Raw genomic sequence first — 22,260 nt, forward strand, 5'->3', positions numbered from 1 at the left:
CATTTGCTTTTAGTCTTCTTGCTTGACAATGAAGTATCCCCAGGGGGAAAAAGACGTAGCAAAATCTATTAGTTTTTCTGTCAAAAGAGCAACGAATAGTTTGCCATAAAGCCAAGCTTTTGAGCTATCATCATCGTATTTAGGTAAGTGTCCAAATTGTGCTATTTGTTTAAATCTTTTAAAGACCAGTTCAATTTGCCATCGAACTCGATACCATTCTAAGATATCAAAAGCGGTAAATTGATTTTCAGGAAACGTTGTGAATACTATTACGTACTTGGCATAAATAAGGGTCTCCGGTTTTAGTTCAATGCCCTTTTTGCTTGCATGTCTTTTAAGTTTTTTATGAGCTATTTTAATGGCTTCTTCTGTTTTGCGTATTATACAAAGACGACCTTTGACATATTCAGTATTATCAACGTTTGGAATAAAAACGTTCCATGATTTTATAGCAAGGGGTCTTTTTAAATATTGGATTTCTTTCAATAAAGGAAAGGGTTTCTTTTCTTCGCCGAATATCCGTAGAGATTGCGAATTAACTCTAACGCTAAGATAAGCGCCTTTCCTTGTTGCATGATGAATTCCTTGGCCAGTACAGTAACCTCTGTCAGCTATAATATAATCATCTTTTTTCATCGGAAACTGCCGAAAAGATTCTCCTGTGCCTTCTCCTTCAGTTCCCGTAAGTTTAAAGAAATCGCAAGATAATGAAGGAACCTCAATACTATAATGAATGCGCCAAAGACTTCCTGTTTTCCCAGGTTCCTTTACTGTTGTTGCATCAAATAAGCGAAGATGAAAATTATTCCGTTTATTAATTTGGAGGCCACGCTCACGGAATAAAGATAAACATAATTTATATAGCCATTCTTTGCTCTTTTTTAATCGCTTTAATAAGGCAACATCGGATAAATCTGCTAAGTTAGCACGCTTGGCTAGAACTACTGTTTCACGCAATGAATAGCCACATCCTAAATGAATTAATAATGTTCGAAGAAGCTTTTCTTCAGATTTATCCTTGCGCAAGCCTTTTAAAGCATTTGTATCAACGGCTAAACTTTTCCAATCGTTTGGGAAGAAAGTTCTTAGAAGATCCCAATCTTCTCTCATCATGGCTTTATCCTCCTATAGAGTGATTAGCGGGATAATTAACATAAAAATACCATGATGAATAAAATTTGTCAATAAAACAAGTTAGCGCTTATGCGGCATTGCCCCAGGCGCAGACTGCCTTACTTTATGCACAAGGGGCTTTTCTACAAAATCGCTATTGCGCAATACACCACCCGCTAGTACCAGTGGAAAATTTTCTTTCGTAAAAGAAAGTGCTTTTGCCACCGCCAGTACTCCGTGGCATAGTTCAACGGCCGCATTTGTTAAAATATGCAGTGCAACGGTATCGCCCGATTTTGCCGCCTTATGTGCCAGTTTTGCAATACCGGCAACACCGGCGTATTCCGGAGGTTTTTTCAAAATATGCGCTGCCATTTCCGCTGGCGTGCTAAAGTGTAATTCCTTAAGGATATATTCCGCAAGATGGGTTTGGCGATCCCTTCCGTCGTATGCCCTCATGATTGCCCGCAGAGCCATCTTCCCTATTTCGTAACCGCTCCCTTCATTATCCAGAAAATTGCCCCAACCCCCTGCCCTTGCCGTTTTCCCGTCAAAACGTTCTCCATACACGATGGAACCAGTGCCGGAAATTACAACAATTCCATGCCGATTGCCAGCCCCGGCAACAAGAGAAATAATTGCATCCGTATACACCTCAATCTGCATATCTCCGGCAAATAAATGTTTATACCGTGAATCCGCACCATAACGGTCTGTTACCTGACAAATTACCTTTCTCATTGTATGCCTTGTCTCTTCCTCTACACCCCCGGCTATGCCTGCACACAAGGCCTCTATCCTGAATTCGGGAACGGACGAAGAGTGGATGGCACCGGAAATGGACTCCTGCATTGCGGCTCTTATATCGTCATTATTAACCAGATTGGGATTCGCAGGGCCCCCCCTTCCCTGCCCGATTATCTTTCCTGTATCATCAGAAAGGAGGCAAGTGGTTTTTGTACCCCCGCCATCAATTCCCAGTACACAACTTTTCATTATTGACTGCACCCTCCCATTCATCTTAAAAAGGTGTCTGCAAGACATATAATGTAGTCAAAGAATCTATGCTTTCAAAATAAGCTCTACTCTTTTATGGTCTTAGTGAAAGACCTAGTTTACCATTTAAAATACCCGTTTGTCGAACACTCTTCATAAACATATTTCTTGCATGTACAAGAATACATTTGTAGAATCATTTTTTTGTTTTTTAAATCCTTTTTTCACATGGTAACTATTTCCTGTAAAATACTTTATCAGGAAATACGTAATCATATATTTTGTTTAATCAGTAAAATCATTCTTTTTTTGAAGGGTACGCGGGATTATGCGCAGAGGCATTGAACATGAAGGTTGGAGACATCTTACATATGAAATTAGAGCTATCGTAGCGGTAGCAAATGAATTAAAAAAATTAGGCGTTGAAATAACCTGGGAGAACATAGGGGATCCTGTTCAAAAAGGAGAGAAAATCCCTCAATGGATAAAAGACATTGTTATTCAATTGGTATCAGAAGATAAGACATATGGATACGTAGCAACACAGGGCGTTCCGGAAACGAGAAAATTCCTTGCCGATCTGGTAAACAAACGCGGCGGGTATCAAATTTCGCCGGACGATATTATCTTTTTCAACGGATTAGGCGATGCCGTTTCCACCATCTTCAGTCTTTTGAAGAGGGAAGCACGTGTAATTGGACCTTCGCCTGCATATTCCACACACTCATCAGCAGAGGCAGCCCACTCCGGGTATGATCACCTTACGTATGATCTTGACCCTGAAAACAATTGGCTGCCGGATCTTAATGATATTGAAAATAAAATAAAGTATAACGATTCCATTGCCGGCATGCTTATCATCAATCCCGACAATCCTACAGGATCGGTATACCCGCGCTCCTTCCTTGAAAAGATTGTTGAAATCGCAAAAAGGTATGAGTTGTTTCTCATCTGTGACGAAATATATGCAAATATCGTTTATAACGGCGCGGAAACGGCAAATCTCAGCGAAATAATCGGCGGAGTGCCCGGCATGGCAATGCGCGGCATTTCCAAAGAATTTCCATGGCCTGGTTCCAGGTGCGGATGGATTGAGGTATTCAACCAGGAATCAAATCCGGAATTCAAGAACTATATCAAAAGTTTAATTAACGCAAAAATGCTTGAAGTATGTTCCACCAGCCTGCCCCAATATGCTATTCCGCTGATAATGGGTAATCCCAATTATCCGGCACATCTGAAAATGCGTAGGGAGAAGTATGAATACCGTGCGTATGAGGCATGCGAAATCTTTTCAAAGGTAGATGGCATACGAGTGGTAAAACCCCAGGGGGCATTCTATATGTCCATCGTATTTAAGGATGGTGTTTTAAATGCCCAACAAACCCTGCCGATCGAAAACATTGCTGTTAAAAAATACATCCTGGATAAGGTAAGTGGTGTGGAGGTAGATAAAAGGTTTGTTTATTATCTTCTCGGGGCAACGGGGATATGTGTTGTGCCATTAACAGGCTTTTGCTGCACAAGGAAGGGATTCCGCATCACGCTACTGGAAGCCGATGATGAAAAACGAAAATGGACGTGGAATACTATTGCTGAAAATATAAATAAATATGTAACCCCCTGCAATTGATTTTTAAAAAACGAGAACCATTCATTTGGAATGTCCTGCGGGTAAAAAGCAGTATGGACATGTTTTGAATACCCCCATTTTCAGGTATTGACAGGAAAAAAAAACTGTTTATATTTGAATATAGAGAAAAAGCCTCTGCTGCACAGTATAAATTGAGAAAACTAAGTAATTTGCCAAACTACCGGAGTGTAAAGCGAACCTGTTTCCAAACCTTGTGCTGAACATAGTGAAGTATCTGCTTGGGAAGGAAGCATATATTGTTTTACGCTGAATAGTTACGTTTGCGGAGAAATATAGAAATCATTTGTTTAGATTAAATCAAAAAAATAATTTTTTACCATGCTGGAAGGGGCATTAAAACCGGTTCTGATTTTGTGGGGGGTTAAGTATTTTAGTCCAGACGATTTTACCTTTATTGAAAGGAGGCATCACTTTGAAAATTAACCATTTAAGAAAGATGTTCTTGGTTGTACCGCTTTTTATATTGTGGGCTGTTATTGGAAGCAATTCATGGGGAAGTGGTATTAAACACGATCCTGACGAAAAAGGAAAACATTACCACGGTCATATTAACGATGAACCAGGTCCCAGGCATTATGAAACGATACATAGCGAAAAAGAAAAACCCAAACCCAAACCCAAACCTGAGCCTAAATCTGACATGTTAATAACCTCTATGGCATACCCAACAGGCAATAAGGACTGTTGCAGCGTTATTTATATGGAAAAAATAGCACCCAGGACAGGCGCAGTGGGCGTTCCTTATGAATATGTTATAAAAGTAACAAACCTTATTGACAGCAAGATTGATGATGTAGAGGTTATTCATAGCCTGCCAGGCAATTTTAACATAACAGGGTCAGACCCTGATATGTTAAAAAGTATAAACGACAGCATGAAAGAAGGTATTGCTGTATGGGAACTAGGCACACTGCAGCCTCATGAAACTAAAATTATCCGGTTAGCAGGTACCCCTACCAAAGAGGGTAAGATGCCGTTTTGTACCGACCTTGAATATCAATTGCCGGATATTTGCCTCGAACCGGAAATATTGCAGCCAAAGTTGTTGCTTTCCAAAAAGGCTCCGGAATCTGTATTGCTTTGCGATACCATACCATTGACTTTTGTAGTACAGAACAGCGGAACGGGAATGGCCAGGGATGTTCAGATAAAAGAATCATTGCCTGACGGATTAACTACCCAGGACGGACATGCCAGTGTGATCATGAAGATCGGCACCCTTGCGCCTGGAGAGTCGAGAACGGCGACACTAAATGTTACAGCAGAAAGAATTGGTGAATATCATAACATTGCAACAGCAGTTGCGGATGGCGGATTAAGCATTGAGTCAAACAAAACAAGCACGGTTGTATTACAGCCCAAGTTGGAGATTGTAAACACAGGACCTGACAACATCTATCTTGGACGTAACATTACCTATGATATATCGGTAAGTAACATAGGAAATGGTCCGGCATCGGCAACAGTAGTAACAGATACCATCCTTGCGAATGCTACATTTTTGAATGCGACCAATGGCGGAGCAATGTCGGCAGGTGGTGTAAAATGGAATCTGGGTACTTTACAGCCAAACGATTCAAAAAAATTAAGTATTACCGTACAGCCAAATGGTATTGGTACCGTTGAGAACAAGGCTACTGCCGAGGCGGTATGTGCAGAAGCGGTATTTGCAACCGTAACTACAGATGTTGCTGGTATTTCCGCTATATTGCTTGAGGTTGTTGACGTACATGATCCAATTGAGGTGGGACATGATGAGATATACATTATTACCGTTACCAACCAGGGAACTGACCACAGCAGAAATATCAGGATAACCTGTACACTGGAAGATAGTATGGAATATATATCCTCCGGCGGTGCAACTAGCGGGACAATCGATGGTGAAGGCAGGACTGTAACATTTAGTCCATTGCCAAGCCTGGCTCCAAAAGCAACGGCAACATGGAAGGTTGAAGTAAAGGCCTTGAGCGACGGCGACGCGAGGTTTAAAGTTAATATGACCGATGATCGTTTGACAAGGCCGGTAGAAGAAACCGAGGCCACCCATTTCTATGAATAATTTCTTATAAAAGCCGGGAGTTATTTATTGGTCGGTTAATGTGGTTAGTATGATATTTATGGGTACTCATAAATAGAAGCAAAAAAGCCAGCTCTTTTTGCTGGCTTTTTTGCTTTCTATAAAATTGTTTAAATAGCATGCATTTAATGGAGATACTATATATGAATAAATTTAAAAGAGCCGTATTTTTGCTTTATATTCTTTTCGCAACTTTACCATTTTTATACGGGTGTAGTTATACAAACAGGTATTTTTCGAATGAGAAGGAAGTTGTTTCCGCGCGAGGATACGATGAAACCCAGGCAGCATCGGAAAAAAAATCTTCCGTAAAAAAAGAAACAAAATCGGAAGCCGCAGCCGAATATAAAAGACTTCATATGTCGGATAAACAGCATGGGCTTGTTCTTATCGATAAAAACCTTCCTTCGGAACCTCAGGTAGGGCAATTATTCGACTATGTTATCACGATAACCAATGTTTCAGGCCAGAAGCTGATGGATGTAAAGGTAATCGAAACGCTTTCAAATAATTTTGAAATGAAAAACGCCACTCCAAAAGCTGATATAACAAAGGAAAATGTTATACAATGGAACATGGGAGAATTGTCTCCGGATGAAAACAAATCATTTCGGGTATTTGGTATTCCGGTGAAAGAGGGATCCATATCTTTCTGTACGGATGTCACCTATAATCTGCCTCCATTCTGTTCCATTGCAAATGCAGTACAGCCAAAGTTGCTGCTTACCAAAAATGCGCCACCGGCGGTATTGATTTGTGATGTGATACCTTTTACGTTTGTTGTGCAGAATTCAGGAACCGGATATGCCAAAAATGTCGAGATAAAAGAATCTTTGCCTGAAGGTCTCAAAACGCACGATGGGCTTTCCAATGTTGTATTGAAAATTGGTACTCTTGCTCCAGGTGAATCAAGGACGGTTACATTGGACGTAACCGCCGATAAAACAGGAGAGTACCGTAACGTTGCAACGGTAGTTGCCGACACTGGATTAAGCGCTGAATCTAACAAAACAACCACTGTTGTGCAAAAACCGGAATTGCAGATTACAAAGAAAGGGCCTGGCAAGATATACATCGGACGTGATATAACATACGACATAGCAGTGAAAAATGTAGGAGATGGTAATGCCGGAACAACGGTAGTGGAGGATACAATACCCGCAAATGCAACATTTTTAAACGCAAGTTCCGGCGGTGTACTGTCTGACGGCTCTGTCGTTTGGAACCTGGGTACATTGTATTCAAAAGATACGAGAAAGCTAAGTATTACCTTGCGTCCTAACGGACTTGGGTCTGTATTAAACAGGGCCACTGCCGAGGCAGTCTGTGCGGATGCCGTATCGGTAACAGCAGCGACTGATGTCTTAGGTATTGCTGCTATATTGCTGGAAGTAGTTGATGTACATGACCCGGTTGAGGTTGGGGAGGACGAAACTTATATTATTACGGTAACGAACCAGGGATCTTCCCATAGCAAGAATGTTAAAATGTCATGTACGCTTGAGGACGAGATGGAGTATGTGTCATCATCGGGCGCAACCGGTGGTAGTCTTTCAGATGATGGCAAGGTTTTCAGCTTTGATCCGCTACCAAGTTTGGCTCCAAAGGCAAAGGCAACATGGAAGGTTGTTGTAAAAGCACTAAGCGAAGGGGATGTACGGTTTAAAGTTTCGATGCAGGATGATCGCCTTGACAGGCCAGTAGAAGAAACAGAGGCCACTACTTTCTATAAATAAAAGTGCCGAATAACAGTTCGTTGTCGGTGAATTGTTTTTCCACGTTTTTAATCAGTATTTTATTAAGAGATAACCGTCCTTCCTCATTTCAAGTGAGGAAGGATTTTTATCTTTGTCCAATACAAAGATATAGTCAAACAAATCCGATTTTAGGCAACACTTTAGCCTTTTGAAAAATTCATGTAGTGCGACGAGGTTCGTCGCACTACATGAATTTTTCGTTCTCGCTACCAAGCTCTGCAGACGGGGTCAAAATTAACTTTGTTTGTCTCAAAAGTGGGGATGAACTACTATAAACCCCCGTTTTTACTCATATTTTACCGTTTTTCATCAACAAAGTGGGGAGATTAGACCCATAAAACAAAGCAAAATTACCCATTTGGCCAAGTATGTCCGGTTTGGGAACGAGCGTTTTTACCTTTTCAAAAATCTAATCTGTTGCAAAAATTCCAATAATAGCGATGTTTGCCGCGCAGTTTTTACACAGTCGCGCCATCTGCGCCTTAGTGGTTATGAAGCACTTCGTTTGAAAAGAACCTATATAAGCACAGACGGAAAAGATATGAAAAGAAGCCATGCTCTTTATTCAGGCAGTCTTGCCTTACTAATCATTCTTGTGTTAATTGCAATAGTACCTGCTAATAGCATTGTGTCTGCGGCAATGGAGACTTATGCTATTAAATCAACGGGCAGTGTAGTTACGGCAATATTCCTTCGCAATACCCCGGAAAATGGCTTATCACCGGAAAAGATACAATCCGTATTGAAAGAAAAAGGACTATTTGATTCGCGAAGAAATCCTTTAGGAAAAGGAATTACCCACGCGTATGAAATACAAAAAGCGGGAAAAGTTGTGCATGACCGGGTTGTTCATATTATATGGCAGCAATCCGGTTCACAAAAAAAAATGAATTACGCAGGGGCAAAACACTATATTTCTAAACTAAACAGTGACCAATTTGCGGGTTATAACGACTGGCGTTTGCCAACCACCGAGGAAGCCATGTCGCTAATGCAATCAGTAAAGAAAAAGTGCGGATTAAACATCGATGAGGTATTTGATCCCCTCCAGGAAAGAGCCTGGACTTCAGATATAAGAAAAGAAGGGACGGCATGGGTTGTCAGGTTTGATTCGGGATATTGCGACTACACCTATACAGATGCCAACATCAAATACCACGTTCGCGCCGTAAGGTAGCAAAGAAAGAGGGGCATCGGCTCCCTTGCGGGAGAGAGGCTGATTGCGAGGATTAAAAAACTCGTATGATCCTGCGGAGCGCTGCGTACCTATAATTGGCCAATGACGAAGCACATTCTAATTACAAAGCATAAGATTCAAATCCTATTCAAAACATTACAAAGCTTTAATTCTTTGAAACCGTAGTGACGAAGCATTTGCGACAAACGGTTGCTGCTCGCTATTCACGTAATAGCTAATTCCAATAAATTTTCAAGTAGTGCGGCGAGGTTCGTCGCACTACTTGAAAATTTCCAGTTTCAAAAGACAAAGATGTTGCGATAAGTTACTAATGCATTCCCTTACAAAATGTGGTTGCCTGCCCTTAGGCAGCTTTTTCACCATAAAGGCGGCGCGTGCATTTTTTTCTGTATTCATGTATGAGTGAAAGGGTGAAAGGCAGGACGAATATGGACGTCACAAGGCTGCATGAGAGGCTGATTGCGAGGATCAATCCAAGGCTTGAGACCCCCCGGTGTGAGGCTAACGCCAAAGACCCAAATCCTATTATGGTTGTGAGTGAAGATATGATGATAGCCTTTCCCGTGCTGGTTTGATGTATCCAAAGGCCTTCCTTTTCATTTAACCGCATCATGGTGTGGATGCTGTTATCAATGCTGATGCCCAGTATTAGTGGAAATGCGATTACATTTGCCGGGTTTGGCTGAATACGGAACAATTTCATAAATCCGATTGTCCATAAAATCGTCAGAAGCAGGGGATAAAGGGTGGTCAGGGTAAGTATTATATTTCTATAGGTTAAGAGGAGGATCGAAAAAATAATAGCCAGTGTGTAGCCTCCGGCGATCAAAAACCCCCGCTTGATTAATCTGTTTGTATCATAAATCTGAAATGGCGCACCAGTAGCTTCAGGCTGTATACTCCGTATTTCAGATACAAACTCGCCCAGTTTTCCTTCCGTCCAGATGTCTTCTTTGGGAAAGATATATACCATGTTTTTCCCCGTTTTCCCGACAAATCGTTCTTTCAGGCCGTAGGGCAAATCGTCTATGGTCATGGGTTCGGGAACCATTCCATGCTTCAGGTATTCAAGATGTTTGCGAATAGTCCGTTGTCCTTTGGATAATCTTTCCACAATTTCTGCTTCCGGCAAAGTTTCTGCATTCCGCAAAAAGGTATCTATTTTGTTGTTAAGGATGAGGAGGCGGTCGGCAAGGGGACCGCTACCCTCTTTCAGCAGCCCCATATTTTTGCCGAAAGTGAGCCGGAATCGCAGCCGTTCAAGAATGGTTTTCAATTCCTGATATCGTATCGCATCGCCGGCATTCCCGGGAATGGGTATAGTTTGTGCGAGGGCTTTCAACTCTTTTATAATGCCCACCTTTTTTTCCTGCTCGTCGGGAAGCACCGAAGCAATGCTTTCTACCTTTCCCACGCTTTTGAGCCGCAGGAGCTGTTCGGACACCCTCTCCGCTTCTTCAGGAGTATCTGCGACAATCGCCCCAAACCATGTGGCAGTGCCGGTTGATTGAATAATTTTTATTGCGTATCGGGTCGATTCCAGGTTGGGTGGCAGGAGGTTCAGCAGATTGTCGTCAAATTTTATGTGCCTTACAAAGAAGCATGAACCAATTGCAAACAATATGGAAACAATCGTCAGGGGGACTTTGCATGAAACTACTATACTGAACATCCAGTTTTTTACCGGTGTACATAATGAAGCCGCCGGAAACATTTTTTTCTCTGCAGTAATGAATTTGTCACATAAGATGATAAGCGAGGAAAGCAAAAACAGCGTGGAGATCAATGCGAGCAAAATGCCCGTTCCCGCGATTAGCCCTAGCTCGCTTAATCCTTTAAAATCGATTAACAGAGTGGAGTAAAACGATATTGCCGTGGTAACAGCGCCCAGGATGATGCCTTTTCCGGTATTTTCCATTGATTTACATAATGCGTCCCTTTTCTCATGACCGAGCTTCCTGCATTCTGTGTAACGTAACATGAGGTGGATGCTGAAATCTATTCCCAGACCGATTAAAACAACGGCAAATACAATGGAAAAGAGATTTAAGTACCCTATTGCCAATGTTGTAAAGCCAAACGTCCAGCTTATCGAACACAAAAGGGTGAGCATGCCGAGTAACGGCATTACGATTGAATTGAACGAGATGATAAAGAGTATAGCAACTCCCACAAGTGCGGCAATGGAAATGTATAACATTTCTTTCTGAGAAATTTCCATTTCGTCGGCTTCCATAGCAACGGTTCCTGTAAGGCCGATATCGACTCCGGGACACATTTCTTTTGCTGCTGCAACTTGTTTTCTGATAAAACTGGTGGAATCCGTACCCGTCAACAATCCGTCAATATCATTAACCGTTATCTCCATCAAGAGAATGCGTCCGTTGTCAAAGAGATTATAATATGCGGTATCCGGCGAATCGCCGAAAGCCATAGCAGCGGGGGAAAAAGGTATTCCGCCGTGAGCTTGCATCGCTGTTTGCAATGGAGATTCCGGCATGACATTGTTTTCACGGAGGTTGTTATTCATGTCCTGAAGAAGGGCGATAAGCCTGTCGATGTCTTCCGTGATGTTGCTGTCGTCTGTTGTTTGTGCATGGGTTTTCTGCGTCAGTGAATGCTCAAATTGGGCGAAAATATCTTCGTATTGGTATGCTTGGGGTAGTTGCGCCCTGTTTTCCATGGTATGTAACAAATCTGTTTTTATTTTGAGAAGTTCTTCAACATCAAGATAAAAGAGCCCCTTTTTCTCAAAATCTGTTTTGTTCACTTTATAGAAAATGTTTTTAATAAGGCGTGGACTGTTCTTTAGCCTTTTTGCAATTTGTTCCGCAGCGTTAATAAGAGCATCCGTATTATCTGATTCCATTACGATGATATGGTTATCAACCTGGCCAAATTCGTCCATTAGTTTCAGGAATCTTTTATTATATTCCTTTTCTTTCGAGATAAGGGAGTTTCGGTCAGGGTTAAATGTTAAATACTTCACCGTATAGAGCGAAGAAATGAGCGTAAGCAGGAGGGCAACGAATAATACTATTTTAGGACGGGAGCACGCAATGGCAGCGATTTTTCTGGCAATGATTTCAAACACCTTGCAATCTCCGTATCTTAACCATCAATGACGAAACAGCGCTTCCGATGTAGAACAACACTGCAGTGGACAAGTCAGTGCTTTGAAAAGAAGGTGCAGCAAAATAAATTGAACTATTTTTATAGAAGGTGTTTAACATTTTTTTCTCTTTTTCAGTTAGTGCGGGAAATATTCAGTACAACATTTGTTTTATAAGGGCTATATTATTACACAATGCCTTATCTATGAAATACCCATACAAATACGTATTGTATATTTCTACCCTATAATAATGAATAACTTCAACTTAAAAATGAGTAACAATGCCGTCTGCCCGAAATACATGCAGAATAACAACCGGTAATTTCTTTGCATTTTTTGGAAAAATATTTAATGGTGAATTCCGGATTTTTGTAACAATTTAGTTTTTTGAAAAATGTATTACCTATAAGCTCCGCAGGAGCGACCTGTCTCTTGTAAATCCATATTAAACAGGTCTGCCGGAATACGTACAGGCCGCTCCTACGGAGCTATTTACTCTATTGAATTTTATTGTGCTACAAACAGACCGCCCCTAACGGGGCGACATGGTATTTTTTCTATACCGTGAATTTTTTAAAAAGTTAAAATGTTACGAATTTTTTATTTTTTGTCTGTTTGGTTCCGGCTTGTCCATTTTAGGGGGGCTGCCATAAAACACATATATATGAACTATTACAAAAATAATTGTAAGAGCAGGGTATTTATAGTATCTTTGTTCCGATATGAAAAAGTGCGTTATTAATGCCGATGATTTTGGAAAATCTGATGCCGTGAATGTATGCGTGGAAACAGCGTTCAGGGAAGGTGTTTTATCCAGTGCCAGCATAATGGCGGGGGGGCTGGCGTTTCCCGGAGCCTGCAGCATTATTAAGGGGAACCCCGGACTTGGCGTGGGCATTCATCTTACACTGCTCCAGGGGCATTCGGTGTTAAAGCATAAGGATATTCCCGGACTTGCGGATGTTAAGGGAAATTTTTGCGAAAACCCTTTCTTTGCAGGGATGAATCTTTTCTTTAAAAGGGGAATTGCGGATCAGATACGACGCGAAATCAGGGCTCAAACAGAAAAGGCTTTAGAGTCGGGAATATCTCTGGGGCATTTGGACGGTCACTTAAACATACATCTTCATCCATCGGTAATATGGCATGCAGTGGAATTATGCAAGGTATATAACATCCCCTATATCAGGATACCCCGTGAGCCTCTATTTATGAATTTGTTCGTATCGGGGAAGAAGTTGTTGTATAAAATAAGCCATAAAATTATTTTTGAAATACTCGCCCGCAGGGCAGCGCCGTTACTAAAGGAATACGGCATCGGACATATTCCCCTGGTAATAGGCCTTCTGGAATCGGGGAATATTACGGCTGATTACCTGAAGAAGACCCTTCCGGGAATTGATAAGACGCCTTTTGAAATATATTGTCATCCGGAGCCAAATAATGCTGACTTCAGCGCACTTATGGATAAGGATGTAAAAAAATGTATTGTGGAAAATGGTATCAGGATTATTACTTATAGAGAAATAAAGGTGCAACAATGATAAAAACGTTCGGGTTCCTGTTTTTCATGCTCATAGCGCAAGCCTTCGGGCACACCTTCTTGAGCAAAGGGATGGTTGGGATAGGAGAACTTACCGCATACAGTGTAAGGGAAATACTTTTTTACGCCCTGGTTGTCATGAGAAATCCATGGATCGTTTTCGGGATATTTTTTCATGCGATCGGATTTTTTTCATGGATGTATATTCTTTCTTTCTCGAAATTAAGCCTGGTGCTTCCACTGACGTCTCTCTGTTATATAATGACCGCCTTTTTAGCTACATTCATGCTCGGAGAAGAGGTTAGCCCTCTCAGGTGGGCAGGGACCGCAGTGATAGTATTTGGCGTTTACCTTGTTACTCAGGGTTGATTTGAGCAATCGTTCCGTCTTTGCCAAGGACAAATTTTTTATTTTTCCAGGTAATTTTGTTGCCGCAAAAACTCAATAACCATGTATAAAATCCCAAAAATTCCTGTATAGGAACGAGCAAATACACCCATGAAAATGGAATCTTGCTCAGCAGGGTTCCTGTTAGGGTAATGCTAAGAAAACGCAGAATGATTGCCGTGCCAAAAAGAGAGATAGCGGGGAGAGAAAAAGAGGTAAAAAAACACAATAGCAGCGACCAGACAGAACCAAAAGATATGCCAAATAAAAAATATCCGACAGGTTCTGAGACCCTGTACGTCTTGCATAATCGTAATTGACGTACAAAATAATTCTTAAAATTCGATTTCCCGACAACGGTATTTACCAGAATTGTTGAGAGCGTAACGGGATTTCCGTTTTTACTGATTTTGTTTCCGAGATGGTAATCATCCGCCAGCATATTGCCTAACGCTTCGTACCCGCCAATCGATTCCAGCGACTGTTTTGTAAGAAACATTGAAGCCCCAAAACCGTAATTTATCCCATGAAAAATTTTTGCCATACACACGCCCTGGAATATATCAGAGAGTATGGTGATAACCTCGAGGTGCCCCCCGATCCCTTCGTTGTGTATTCCCCGATACAAATTGGTGACCATGCCGGCGTTCTTTATGTGGGTCAACGATTGCAGGAAGTCCTGTGGTACTAATACATCGGCGTCGGAAATATTAATGATATCATACCGTGCATGTTCCGTAAGGGTAATGAGTTTCCCCACCTTTTCGTTTGAATATTTCTTATGGTTGCTGCACAGGATTATTTTGCAGATGCCGGGAAATTCATTTTCCAGCTTTGTTAAAATGCCATAGGCGGGATCGTCTTTTGAACTGACACCAAACAGAATTTCTATGGGAATGGCTCTTAAATCAAGGAAGGATTTGATATTGTTGTATAAATTGTATACCTCGCCGGTAATGGGTTTTAAAAAACTGATCCCCTCGAAATGAGGCATCTCTGTTTCCTCTCCCTTCTCTCTGAATACCGTCAAAGTACATAAAAACGCAGCAATATAATAGGTAAACGATAAGAATGTGAGTATGGAGAAGCAATATACGGCCATGGTTGATTAACGATGCATCATTATAAGCAACAAAAGGATAAAATTACACACGACGGAGATCGTTTGCAATACGGAAGGTAAAATAATTACATTTTACAAGCACTTCCTGAACAACAATGTTTGGCAAAAACCTCTCCGGTTTCTAACTATTTGTTATTATAGACCTTGCACGTGGTTGTATGTTTATTTTTGCAAAGTGTTGATAATACAAAAAAAAGATTGCAAATCAAATAAAAAAATGCGTTAATTTTAAACATGATGAAAAAGACACTTTTATTAAATCCACCCTGTTTCGACCAATTTGACGGCGGCGCCGGCTCCCGCTATCAGGCTCGCAGGGAAGTGCGTTCCTTCTGGTATCCCACGTGGTTGTGTTATACCGCGGGACTCATCCCTGGAAGCAAAGTAGTTGACGCACCGGCGCAAGGGCTGCAGATTGATGAGGTCGTTTCCCTTGCAGGGGACTATGAGCTGGTTGTGATGTACACAAATACCCCCACATTATCCATTGACAGAGAAACTGCCAAAAAGATAAAGGCTGCCAATCCGGAATCGGTCATTTGTTTTGTTGGTCCGCACGTTACTATACAGCCGGAAGATGCGTTGCGTGAGGACAGGATTGTGGACATTGTTGCAAGGGGGGAGTTCGACATTACCGTTAAGGAACTTGCGGAAGGCAAAGCGTTGCAAGAGGTGAAAGGGATAAGTTACCTGAATGGTTCGGGCGTTGTTCATAATGCTGACCGTGGATTTACTACCGATCTGGACTCCCTTCCCTTTGTTACGAAAATCTATGAGCGTGATTTGAACTATAAAGATTACGAAATCCCTTATTTGCGCTATCCGTACCTGTCGATTTATTCCGGACGGGGTTGTCCCTCACAATGTATTTACTGTCTTTGGCCACAAACGATGATGGGACATCAGTATCGCGTAAGGAGCGTTGATAATGTTATCAGGGAGCTGATGTATTGCAAGGAACGGTTTCCCGAAGTGAAAGAGATTTTTTTTGACGACGACACATTTACCGCAAACAGAAAAAGGGTGCAGGAGTTTAGCCGGAAGGTAAAGGACCTTGGAATTACATGGTCTGCCACATCAAGGGCAAACCTCGACCGCGAAACGTTACAACAGATGAAGGAAGGCGGCCTCAGATTGCTCGTAGTAGGCTATGAATCCGGCAATGATGAAATTCTGAAAAACGTTAAAAAAGGGATTACGATTGATCAGGCCAAACGGTTTACCGGCGAATGTAAAAGTCTCGGCATACAAATTCATGGCACTTTTATGCTGGGATTGCCGGGGGAGAACAGGTCTTCAATGGAAGACACCATCCGATTTGCCATAGAGATGGACCCTGACACGATGCAGGTATCTATAGCATCGCCTTATCCGGGCACTGAATTTTATGATTATTGCGAAAAGAACGGATACTTAAAGACCGGCACTATGTTAAGTTCTTCCGGACATCAGCTATGCAACATAGAGTATCCGGACCTCCCTGCAGAAGAAATCATCCTCTGGACGGAAAAATTCTATAAAAAATTCTACTTCAGACCACGCATTATTCTGAGAATAGTAAAAAAAATGCTTCAGGACCCCGTGGAACGGAAAAGAAGATTAAGGGAAGGGCGGCAGTTCTTCAAAACAATGCGCTCGCGCAGAAAATATACGAAAAAAAGCTGCTGAGCCAGCGGTTTTGTATATCTCTCCATCCGTTTTTGAAATCACAGGCTATTTGCAATAATATTACGGTAAATTAACCTATTGGCGCAATGTAGGAGCGTACCATGAAAACAAAGATGACCATGGTTTATTGGAAGGGTGAAAAATATTGGCCTGGAAAACTTCTTGAGCGCCCGGAAATTATGACACAGGGCGAAAGGCGTTTGTCCGTCAGCTTATGAATAGCATGACATCTAGTTACTGTATCATCATAACTCGCACTAAATGGAACGATGTGGCAAGCATCCACCATTGATACAGAAATGGTAGCATCTATTCTCATTCCAGAAATACAACAAGTGTTGTTGTAGATTTTTGGTATTTCTCTTTTAAACAAACAACATCTTAAAAAAATCCCTTCCTCATTCTTTTGCTCCATTAAGTTCTTTATTTCTTGCCTGTATTCTTCCGATGGTTCGTTTAAAATTTTATTCTCAATATCATTAAATAGTTTTTGATGCCCACCTGACGAATTACCAAAATTGCATTAAGTTTCAGGGAAGTATTTATCCAATAAAAACTGCTGTAATATTCCATTACTTTTTTTATCATTCATTAAAGCAAGTAAATCTTCATCTGTAACAGCAAAATCAACTGCTGCATTTAGGTTTGCAAAACTTCGCAGGGATGCAGAGAGTTGAAGAATATTTTCAAAGCCCGGTTTTGGAATTAGTTTCCAAAACTTATCGCTTGTTAAATGATAAAATGGTAATGCAAATCGGCAATCGTGATTTGAAATAACCAATAAACTCCAATTGGATTTGAATAAAGCAACTAATTCGGGACTGATGTAAATTCTTTGGGAGTTGTTTATTCCGATCTGAAATGTTTGTAATATAGAAAGTAGAAGAATGGGTTTATGCGGAGCAATGCCGTGTGCTCTATCTATTCTTAGTTTTTCAAATGCTCTGAGATATTTCTGTAATGTTTCTTGCACACTTGTTATGTTGTTATTTGCGTTAGGGATTGTAGCGGAAATCCTTTTTGCAGCGCTAACAGGTCTTGGATTAACTCCACATCCTTTGGCTCCTGCTTGCAGGACTTTTTAAGCAGGCCTGCCTCTTGTTTGAATTTTTCTTCTTGTTTGCTCACTTCAATTTGAGTTTTGAATATGTGATTATAAATTTGGGATACTTTGGTTTTGAAAAAACTATCTCTGAACCAATAGTATTGAATCAGCACCATTTCCTGATGTGTGATTAATTCAATGCATTCGGTAGCCTGTATTGTTCGCTGTGCTTTTAAAATTCGTTTTAAAATTTCAACTCGTGTTTCAAATTTGTAAGGACCCCAAAAGTTTTCTTTTATTTCACAGTTCCGCCTGCGTTTATCTCTCCAGATTTCGGGGTTGTCTCTTGTTTCAATTAAAAAGTTTCTGATGTCTGCCATGGATTGTAACCCTGAACCCGCAGGGAGTCGTGTAATGTTTATGCTGAATAGCTCCAAGGGTTTTCCATTGGGATTTTGCTTTCTTGAATTTGTTTCGTATTTCGTGCTTCGTATTTTTTATCTCATGCTATGCTGGCTTGCAAAAAATCAGTCTACATGTGCCATTCCACCTAAATGGCTTTGCAGGGTGTCATACGACGCGTAACATTTCCTGGCGAAACGTACCTGCCAATAAAAGCCTGCCTTTTCCTTCGATAGTATTTCAAAATGTACCTTGCGTTTCTGCAAATGATCCATCATCCGTTGAATGTTTTCCTCTTCACGAAAACGGAGAAGAAACTCTTCCCTGATAAGTTCTCCGTCCGCAGCCTTTTTCACACTTTCGTAAATGGGTTTTAATAATGCTTCACCCAGGGCAGTAAAATCTTTAGGGTTTAATTCATGGGATTGCTCATAACGATACATAGCTGCCCGGATTATACGATGAGTAAAGTATTCTGACGCTATTTCCGCCATGAGTGGAGCGTTGCAGCGTATATCGCGCAGGCATGACCCGAAAGTAACATATTTCAGGGTCTTTTCTTCTTTACACGTTGGTTTGAAAACAATACCCTCGCTGCCTGCATCATCTAATTCTTTAACAATCTCTTTTAGGGCAAGGATATCTGCAGAAGAAAAACGCCCGAATCGCCTTACGGTAGGCATGCCATATTTATCGAAGATTCGTAACCGCTCTTCAACAGGAAGGTTTCGAGAAGTATTTTTCAGCATTAAATCAAAGGCAAAAAAGCGTATATCTTCCTTAACGTAAGGGGGACATTCAATATTGTAAGGATTATCGGGACCCGCAAATTCCCCGCAAACAATTAGGTCGGGGTGATCGGCAAATATTTTTTGTATATCCAGAAAATCAGCTATCCTGTCTGTAGAAAAGGGGCAAACATATCCACCTCGTGAAAAGACGAGTACTTTTCCCCGGATACAAACAATTCTCACATTATAACCATCAACCTTTTCTTCAACATAAAAAGGTTGCGCATACGCATTCTTTAATCCGTTCTCCAGATGCAATATTCTTGCAATCCTTGGAAAGTCAAAAATAATGCCCGCACAGGTAACGATTGAGCATTTTCCCAAAGGGCCGACCTTTCTCATTATCCGGTAATAGGAGATGCCCTCATACTCTTCTCTGGCAACATCATGTTTGTCAATAGATTCCTGCCACCGGTCTTCAGAAATGCCTGCTTTTTTGATGACTTCGGTTAATGACATAGTGAAATATCCGAAAAAAAAGGGGTTAAAAATAGCGGCGGAATGAAGCCTCTGTCTGATAAAAAGACCTTGAAAATATTCGATACATGATGTTACTTAACACCAAGCCTTTTATTCAAGGCAAAACTAGTGTATAATTTCAGCAAAACAAGTATTTTGCCCCCTTGTTTTTATTGTAACCTCAATATTTGTAAAAGGTTAAATTTATTGTCCGTTGTTTTTAATGTTGACTTGAAAAAAACATATTCGTATAATTGGCTAACGTTTTGTTGAATTATCAGGATAGTGTCCGGTAAAAAAATTTTTTACCGGACTCGCTTTTTTTACAATCCCCTTGTTCCTCCCCCTTGTTCACTCACGTCTGCCATGCCCGGCATGGATAGAGGCAGGTTTTCTTACGAGGGATTTTGCTGCTTGCTTACTGCGTTGCGTTATGAAATAGGATTCAATCTTTTAAGGAAATAAAATTATGTATATAATCCTTGGTTGCGATTGTGTTGCTAGGGCGTTGGTTAAAAATTTAAGCAAATCCGGTGAAGAGGAAATACTTGTAATAGACAAGGATGAACAGGCCTTAAATGCCTTAAAAGAATTTAATATCACCACGATAACCGCAGATATTTATGACTACAACTTCAGTTCTTTGCCGGGGAAAGACCCCGTAGCCTTTATTATTTTACAAAAAAATCCTAAAGAAAACCTTGCCTTAATAAAACGCATCAAGGAATTATTCCCTGATAAATTTGTTTTAACGCAAGTGACAGACGATAAAGAATCCTCTGAATCAATGGCTGCCGGAGCCGACCGTGCTGTTGAATCCGTCAGGATACTTTCGGATGCGATTCTCAATGAACTGGAATCTGCAAAACTAAGAAGGTCTGCCTCGAAACTGGTTAAAGTTCTCCGGGAGGCAACGAATAACGGATTGGCTATTTTTTTACAGAACAATCCCGACCCCGATGCTATTGCCTCCGGGCTTGCGCTCAAACGTATTGCCGGGGAATACGGCATTAAATCAAAGATTTATTATGGGGGGAACATTGGCCATCAGGAAAATAAGGCGCTGGTCAATTTGTTGCAAACAGACCTTATCAGACTCAATACTCCCGACGAATCGCTAAGTATTATTAACTCTGTTGATAAAATAGCGTTAATAGAAGCCTCTATACCTTCGAAAAATAATATATTGCCGCCCGATACGAACGTTCATGTCATTATAGATCATCACCAAACGGATATTAGCCTTGTAAAAGGGGAATTTGTTGAAATAATGCCTGGTATTGGCGCCAATTCTTCCATTATGACAAGGTATTTAAGGTATCTGGGAATAGCGCCGGACGTTCCGCTTGCGACCGCACTTCGCTATGGTATAAGAGTAGATACCAGTGGATTTACAAGGAACACAACCACTGAAGACCTTGACGCGGCAGCCTATCTTTCTCCATTGGTAGATGTGGGGCTCTTAAACCAAATTGAAAATCCCCCCATGAGCGCAGAAACGATGGATATCATTGGAAGAGCAATAAGAAACCGTGAAGTACGAGGGGCATACTTAACCTCATTCGTAGAATTCATAACCGACCGCGATGCGCTACCGCAGGCAGCCGAACTGATGCTGCAAATGGAAGGTATTTCTACGGTGCTCGTCTTCGGCATTGACAAAGACAAGGTCCAGTTATCGGCGAGGAGTGTAGATTCCAGGATTAATCTCGCGTCATTATTGCAAAAAGCATTTGGCTTTATGAACGCGGGTGGGCATGCTACCATGGCTGCAGGCTGTATTGAACTTGGCATATTTGGAGATGTTACAGATAAAAGATCGCTTTCGAAAATCACTTTTGATGCTGTCAGAAAGAAGTTTTTCTCTGCCGCCGGAGTGGATATAGAGAAGAGAGAAATACCGGATGATCTGGAATCGATAATGAATTATAGCGTGAAAGATTAGTTATCTTTAATTTGTTAAAAAGGAGAAAAAAAGGAATGAAAAAGGGCTATTTAGTGGTTGCCGCGTTAATAGGCATGTCGTTTTCCCTCGCATCTTGCGTTTCCACGCAAACACAGGTGGAAGAAGAGGCGCCGGAAGTAAAGATAGAAGTTGTGCCTTATGACGCTCCTGCGGTAGAAACGGCGGAACCTGTTGCTGAACCAGTGGAAATAGAAGGGATCGTTGAAGAGGAAGAAATAACGGAAGTGGCTCCTGCGGAAGAAACAGTAGAAGCTGTTCCGGAACCGGTAGAAGCAGAAACAATAGAAGAAGCGGCAGAACCTTTAGGGGTTAAAGTACCGGAAGAAGATGTTGTGACAGAGGAGAAGAAAGAAGAAGTCGTGACAGAAACACCTTCTGCCGCAAAAACGGAGGTGTCTGCTGCAAAAACAAGCACCTGTTCCATATGTGGCAAAGTCGTGGGAGAAAATCATATATGCGGCATTACTACCTATTGCAGTCAATGCGGAAGGGAAGCAGGTTCCGGGCATATTTGCGGCACAACGCAATTTTGCCATGAATGCGTCGAAGAAGTTGGACCTAATCATATCTGTGATTTGACATTTTTTTGTCCCGATTGCAAAAAAGAGGTGGGAGATGGGCATATTTGCAACGTAACAACACTTTGTCTGAACTGCGAGGAGGAAGTAGGCGCTGGACATATTTGTGATTTAACGTATTATTGTTACGAGTGTGAAAAAGAAGTCGGGGATGAACACATTTGCGGCCTTACCCATTTCTGCTATGCCTGCAAGGAGGAGGTGGGCGAGGGTCACAAGTGCGGTGTAACGTATTTTTGTTTTGAATGCGAAAAGGAAGTAAGTAAGGACCACAAGCACGAGTAAATACAAATATAAATGGATTTCGGAGACTCCGTATTGCGCTTAATGTATCAAGTGCAATACGGAGGTACCTTCCCATAAGCATTAAGTTGTTTTTGATATT

At 41.3% G+C, this 22,260-nt stretch carries 16 protein-coding genes; 9 read left to right on the forward strand and 7 right to left on the reverse strand.

The window, feature by feature from the left end; all coding sequences use genetic code 11:
* Nucleotides 1-9 precede the first annotated feature (9 nt).
* Together KSMBR1_RS08650 and KSMBR1_RS08655 are read right to left on the reverse strand one after the other, a co-directional pair.
* A complete protein-coding gene (locus tag KSMBR1_RS08650; RefSeq protein ID WP_076611654.1) occupies nucleotides 10-1,113 on the reverse strand; it encodes an IS4-like element ISCku3 family transposase in 1,104 nt (367 codons plus the stop codon).
* Nucleotides 1,114-1,194: 81 nt separating this feature from the next.
* Nucleotides 1,195-2,109 (reverse strand): N-acetylglucosamine kinase, encoded by a 915-nt coding sequence (locus KSMBR1_RS08655; protein WP_157820489.1) that lies wholly within the window; start codon nucleotides 2,107-2,109, stop codon nucleotides 1,195-1,197.
* A 328-nt stretch (nucleotides 2,110-2,437) separates the two neighbouring features.
* Here KSMBR1_RS08655 and KSMBR1_RS08660 point away from each other — a divergent pair, with 328 nt between their 5' ends.
* The 4 genes from KSMBR1_RS08660 to KSMBR1_RS08675 all read left to right on the forward strand — a co-directional run bounded on the left by KSMBR1_RS08660 (nucleotide 2,438) and on the right by KSMBR1_RS08675 (nucleotide 8,777).
* The gene (locus KSMBR1_RS08660; protein ID WP_099324961.1) at nucleotides 2,438-3,742 is read left to right on the forward strand and encodes a pyridoxal phosphate-dependent aminotransferase; all 1,305 of its coding nucleotides are present in this window, start codon (nucleotides 2,438-2,440) and stop codon (nucleotides 3,740-3,742) included.
* Between the two features lie 433 nt (nucleotides 3,743-4,175).
* On the forward strand, nucleotides 4,176-5,825 hold the full coding sequence (locus KSMBR1_RS08665) for a CARDB domain-containing protein (protein ID WP_157820490.1): 1,650 nt from the start codon (nucleotides 4,176-4,178) through the stop codon (nucleotides 5,823-5,825).
* A 161-nt stretch (nucleotides 5,826-5,986) separates the two neighbouring features.
* The gene (locus KSMBR1_RS08670; protein WP_230405722.1) at nucleotides 5,987-7,579 is read left to right on the forward strand and encodes a DUF11 domain-containing protein; all 1,593 of its coding nucleotides are present in this window, start codon (nucleotides 5,987-5,989) and stop codon (nucleotides 7,577-7,579) included.
* A 526-nt stretch (nucleotides 7,580-8,105) separates the two neighbouring features.
* Nucleotides 8,106-8,777, forward strand: coding sequence for an Lcl C-terminal domain-containing protein (locus tag KSMBR1_RS08675; protein WP_169703188.1), 672 nt, complete (start codon nucleotides 8,106-8,108; stop codon nucleotides 8,775-8,777).
* A gap of 364 nt (nucleotides 8,778-9,141) precedes the next feature.
* Here the strand turns inward: KSMBR1_RS08675 and KSMBR1_RS08680 are convergent, their stop codons facing one another.
* Nucleotides 9,142-11,892 carry an MMPL family transporter gene (locus KSMBR1_RS08680; RefSeq protein WP_099324965.1) on the reverse strand — a complete coding sequence of 917 codons (2,751 nt, stop codon included), beginning with the start codon at nucleotides 11,890-11,892 and terminating at the stop codon, nucleotides 9,142-9,144.
* Between the two features lie 743 nt (nucleotides 11,893-12,635).
* On the opposite strand from KSMBR1_RS08680, the gene KSMBR1_RS08685 reads away from it, so the two are divergent.
* On the forward strand, nucleotides 12,636-13,457 hold the full coding sequence (locus KSMBR1_RS08685) for a carbohydrate deacetylase (protein ID WP_099324966.1): 822 nt from the start codon (nucleotides 12,636-12,638) through the stop codon (nucleotides 13,455-13,457).
* Entirely contained in the window at nucleotides 13,454-13,825 is a 372-nt protein-coding gene (locus KSMBR1_RS08690; protein WP_099324967.1) for an EamA family transporter, read from the forward strand. The genes KSMBR1_RS08685 and KSMBR1_RS08690 overlap by 4 nt, the downstream gene beginning before the upstream one ends.
* Here KSMBR1_RS08690 and KSMBR1_RS08695 read toward each other — a convergent pair.
* Nucleotides 13,812-14,837 carry a ceramide glucosyltransferase gene (locus tag KSMBR1_RS08695; protein ID WP_157820492.1) on the reverse strand — a complete coding sequence of 342 codons (1,026 nt, stop codon included), beginning with the start codon at nucleotides 14,835-14,837 and terminating at the stop codon, nucleotides 13,812-13,814. The genes KSMBR1_RS08690 and KSMBR1_RS08695 overlap by 14 nt on opposite strands.
* Nucleotides 14,838-15,200: 363 nt before the next feature.
* Between KSMBR1_RS08695 and hpnJ the strand changes: the two genes are divergently transcribed.
* Nucleotides 15,201-16,634, forward strand: a complete 1,434-nt coding sequence (gene hpnJ / locus KSMBR1_RS08700) for a hopanoid biosynthesis associated radical SAM protein HpnJ (protein ID WP_099324969.1) — start codon at nucleotides 15,201-15,203, stop codon at nucleotides 16,632-16,634.
* Between the two features lie 523 nt (nucleotides 16,635-17,157).
* On the opposite strand, the gene KSMBR1_RS08710 is transcribed toward hpnJ, so the two are convergent.
* The 3 genes from KSMBR1_RS08710 to KSMBR1_RS08720 all read right to left on the reverse strand — a co-directional run bounded on the left by KSMBR1_RS08710 (nucleotide 17,158) and on the right by KSMBR1_RS08720 (nucleotide 19,331).
* Nucleotides 17,158-17,607, reverse strand: a complete 450-nt coding sequence (locus tag KSMBR1_RS08710; protein WP_099324970.1) for a hypothetical protein — start codon at nucleotides 17,605-17,607, stop codon at nucleotides 17,158-17,160.
* Between the two features lie 5 nt (nucleotides 17,608-17,612).
* The gene (locus tag KSMBR1_RS08715) at nucleotides 17,613-18,059 is read right to left on the reverse strand and encodes an adenine nucleotide alpha hydrolase family protein (RefSeq protein WP_099324971.1); all 447 of its coding nucleotides are present in this window, start codon (nucleotides 18,057-18,059) and stop codon (nucleotides 17,613-17,615) included.
* Between the two features lie 147 nt (nucleotides 18,060-18,206).
* The gene (locus KSMBR1_RS08720) at nucleotides 18,207-19,331 is read right to left on the reverse strand and encodes an RNA ligase (protein ID WP_099324972.1); all 1,125 of its coding nucleotides are present in this window, start codon (nucleotides 19,329-19,331) and stop codon (nucleotides 18,207-18,209) included.
* Between the two features lie 469 nt (nucleotides 19,332-19,800).
* Between KSMBR1_RS08720 and KSMBR1_RS08725 the strand changes: the two genes are divergently transcribed.
* Nucleotides 19,801-21,276: a DHH family phosphoesterase gene (locus tag KSMBR1_RS08725; protein ID WP_099324973.1), complete on the forward strand. Its 1,476-nt coding sequence runs from the start codon at nucleotides 19,801-19,803 to the stop codon at nucleotides 21,274-21,276.
* Between the two features lie 35 nt (nucleotides 21,277-21,311).
* A complete protein-coding gene (locus KSMBR1_RS08730; protein WP_099324974.1) occupies nucleotides 21,312-22,160 on the forward strand; it encodes a hypothetical protein in 849 nt (282 codons plus the stop codon).
* Nucleotides 22,161-22,260: the final 100 nt, after the last annotated feature.

Source organism: Candidatus Kuenenia stuttgartiensis (genome assembly GCF_900232105.1).
Taxonomy (GTDB): domain Bacteria; phylum Planctomycetota; class Brocadiia; order Brocadiales; family Brocadiaceae; genus Kuenenia; species Kuenenia stuttgartiensis_A.

Bases quoted from the DNA above. Each gene is read 5' to 3' on its own strand.
- KSMBR1_RS08730 (WP_099324974.1), top strand. From the start codon at position 21,312: ATGAAAAAGGGCTATTTAGTGGTTGCCGCGTTAATAGGCATGTCGTTT.
- KSMBR1_RS08650 (WP_076611654.1), bottom strand. From the start codon at position 1,113: ATGATGAGAGAAGATTGGGATCTTCTAAGAACTTTCTTCCCAAACGAT.
- KSMBR1_RS08690 (WP_099324967.1), top strand. From the start codon at position 13,454: ATGATAAAAACGTTCGGGTTCCTGTTTTTCATGCTCATAGCGCAAGCC.
- hpnJ (WP_099324969.1), top strand. From the start codon at position 15,201: ATGATGAAAAAGACACTTTTATTAAATCCACCCTGTTTCGACCAATTT.
- KSMBR1_RS08655 (WP_157820489.1), bottom strand. From the start codon at position 2,109: ATGAAAAGTTGTGTACTGGGAATTGATGGCGGGGGTACAAAAACCACT.
- KSMBR1_RS08715 (WP_099324971.1), bottom strand. From the start codon at position 18,059: ATGGCAGACATCAGAAACTTTTTAATTGAAACAAGAGACAACCCCGAA.
- KSMBR1_RS08660 (WP_099324961.1), top strand. From the start codon at position 2,438: ATGCGCAGAGGCATTGAACATGAAGGTTGGAGACATCTTACATATGAA.
- KSMBR1_RS08720 (WP_099324972.1), bottom strand. From the start codon at position 19,331: ATGTCATTAACCGAAGTCATCAAAAAAGCAGGCATTTCTGAAGACCGG.
- KSMBR1_RS08695 (WP_157820492.1), bottom strand. From the start codon at position 14,837: ATGCCTCATTTCGAGGGGATCAGTTTTTTAAAACCCATTACCGGCGAG.
- KSMBR1_RS08685 (WP_099324966.1), top strand. From the start codon at position 12,636: ATGAAAAAGTGCGTTATTAATGCCGATGATTTTGGAAAATCTGATGCC.
- KSMBR1_RS08725 (WP_099324973.1), top strand. From the start codon at position 19,801: ATGTATATAATCCTTGGTTGCGATTGTGTTGCTAGGGCGTTGGTTAAA.
- KSMBR1_RS08670 (WP_230405722.1), top strand. From the start codon at position 5,987: ATGAATAAATTTAAAAGAGCCGTATTTTTGCTTTATATTCTTTTCGCA.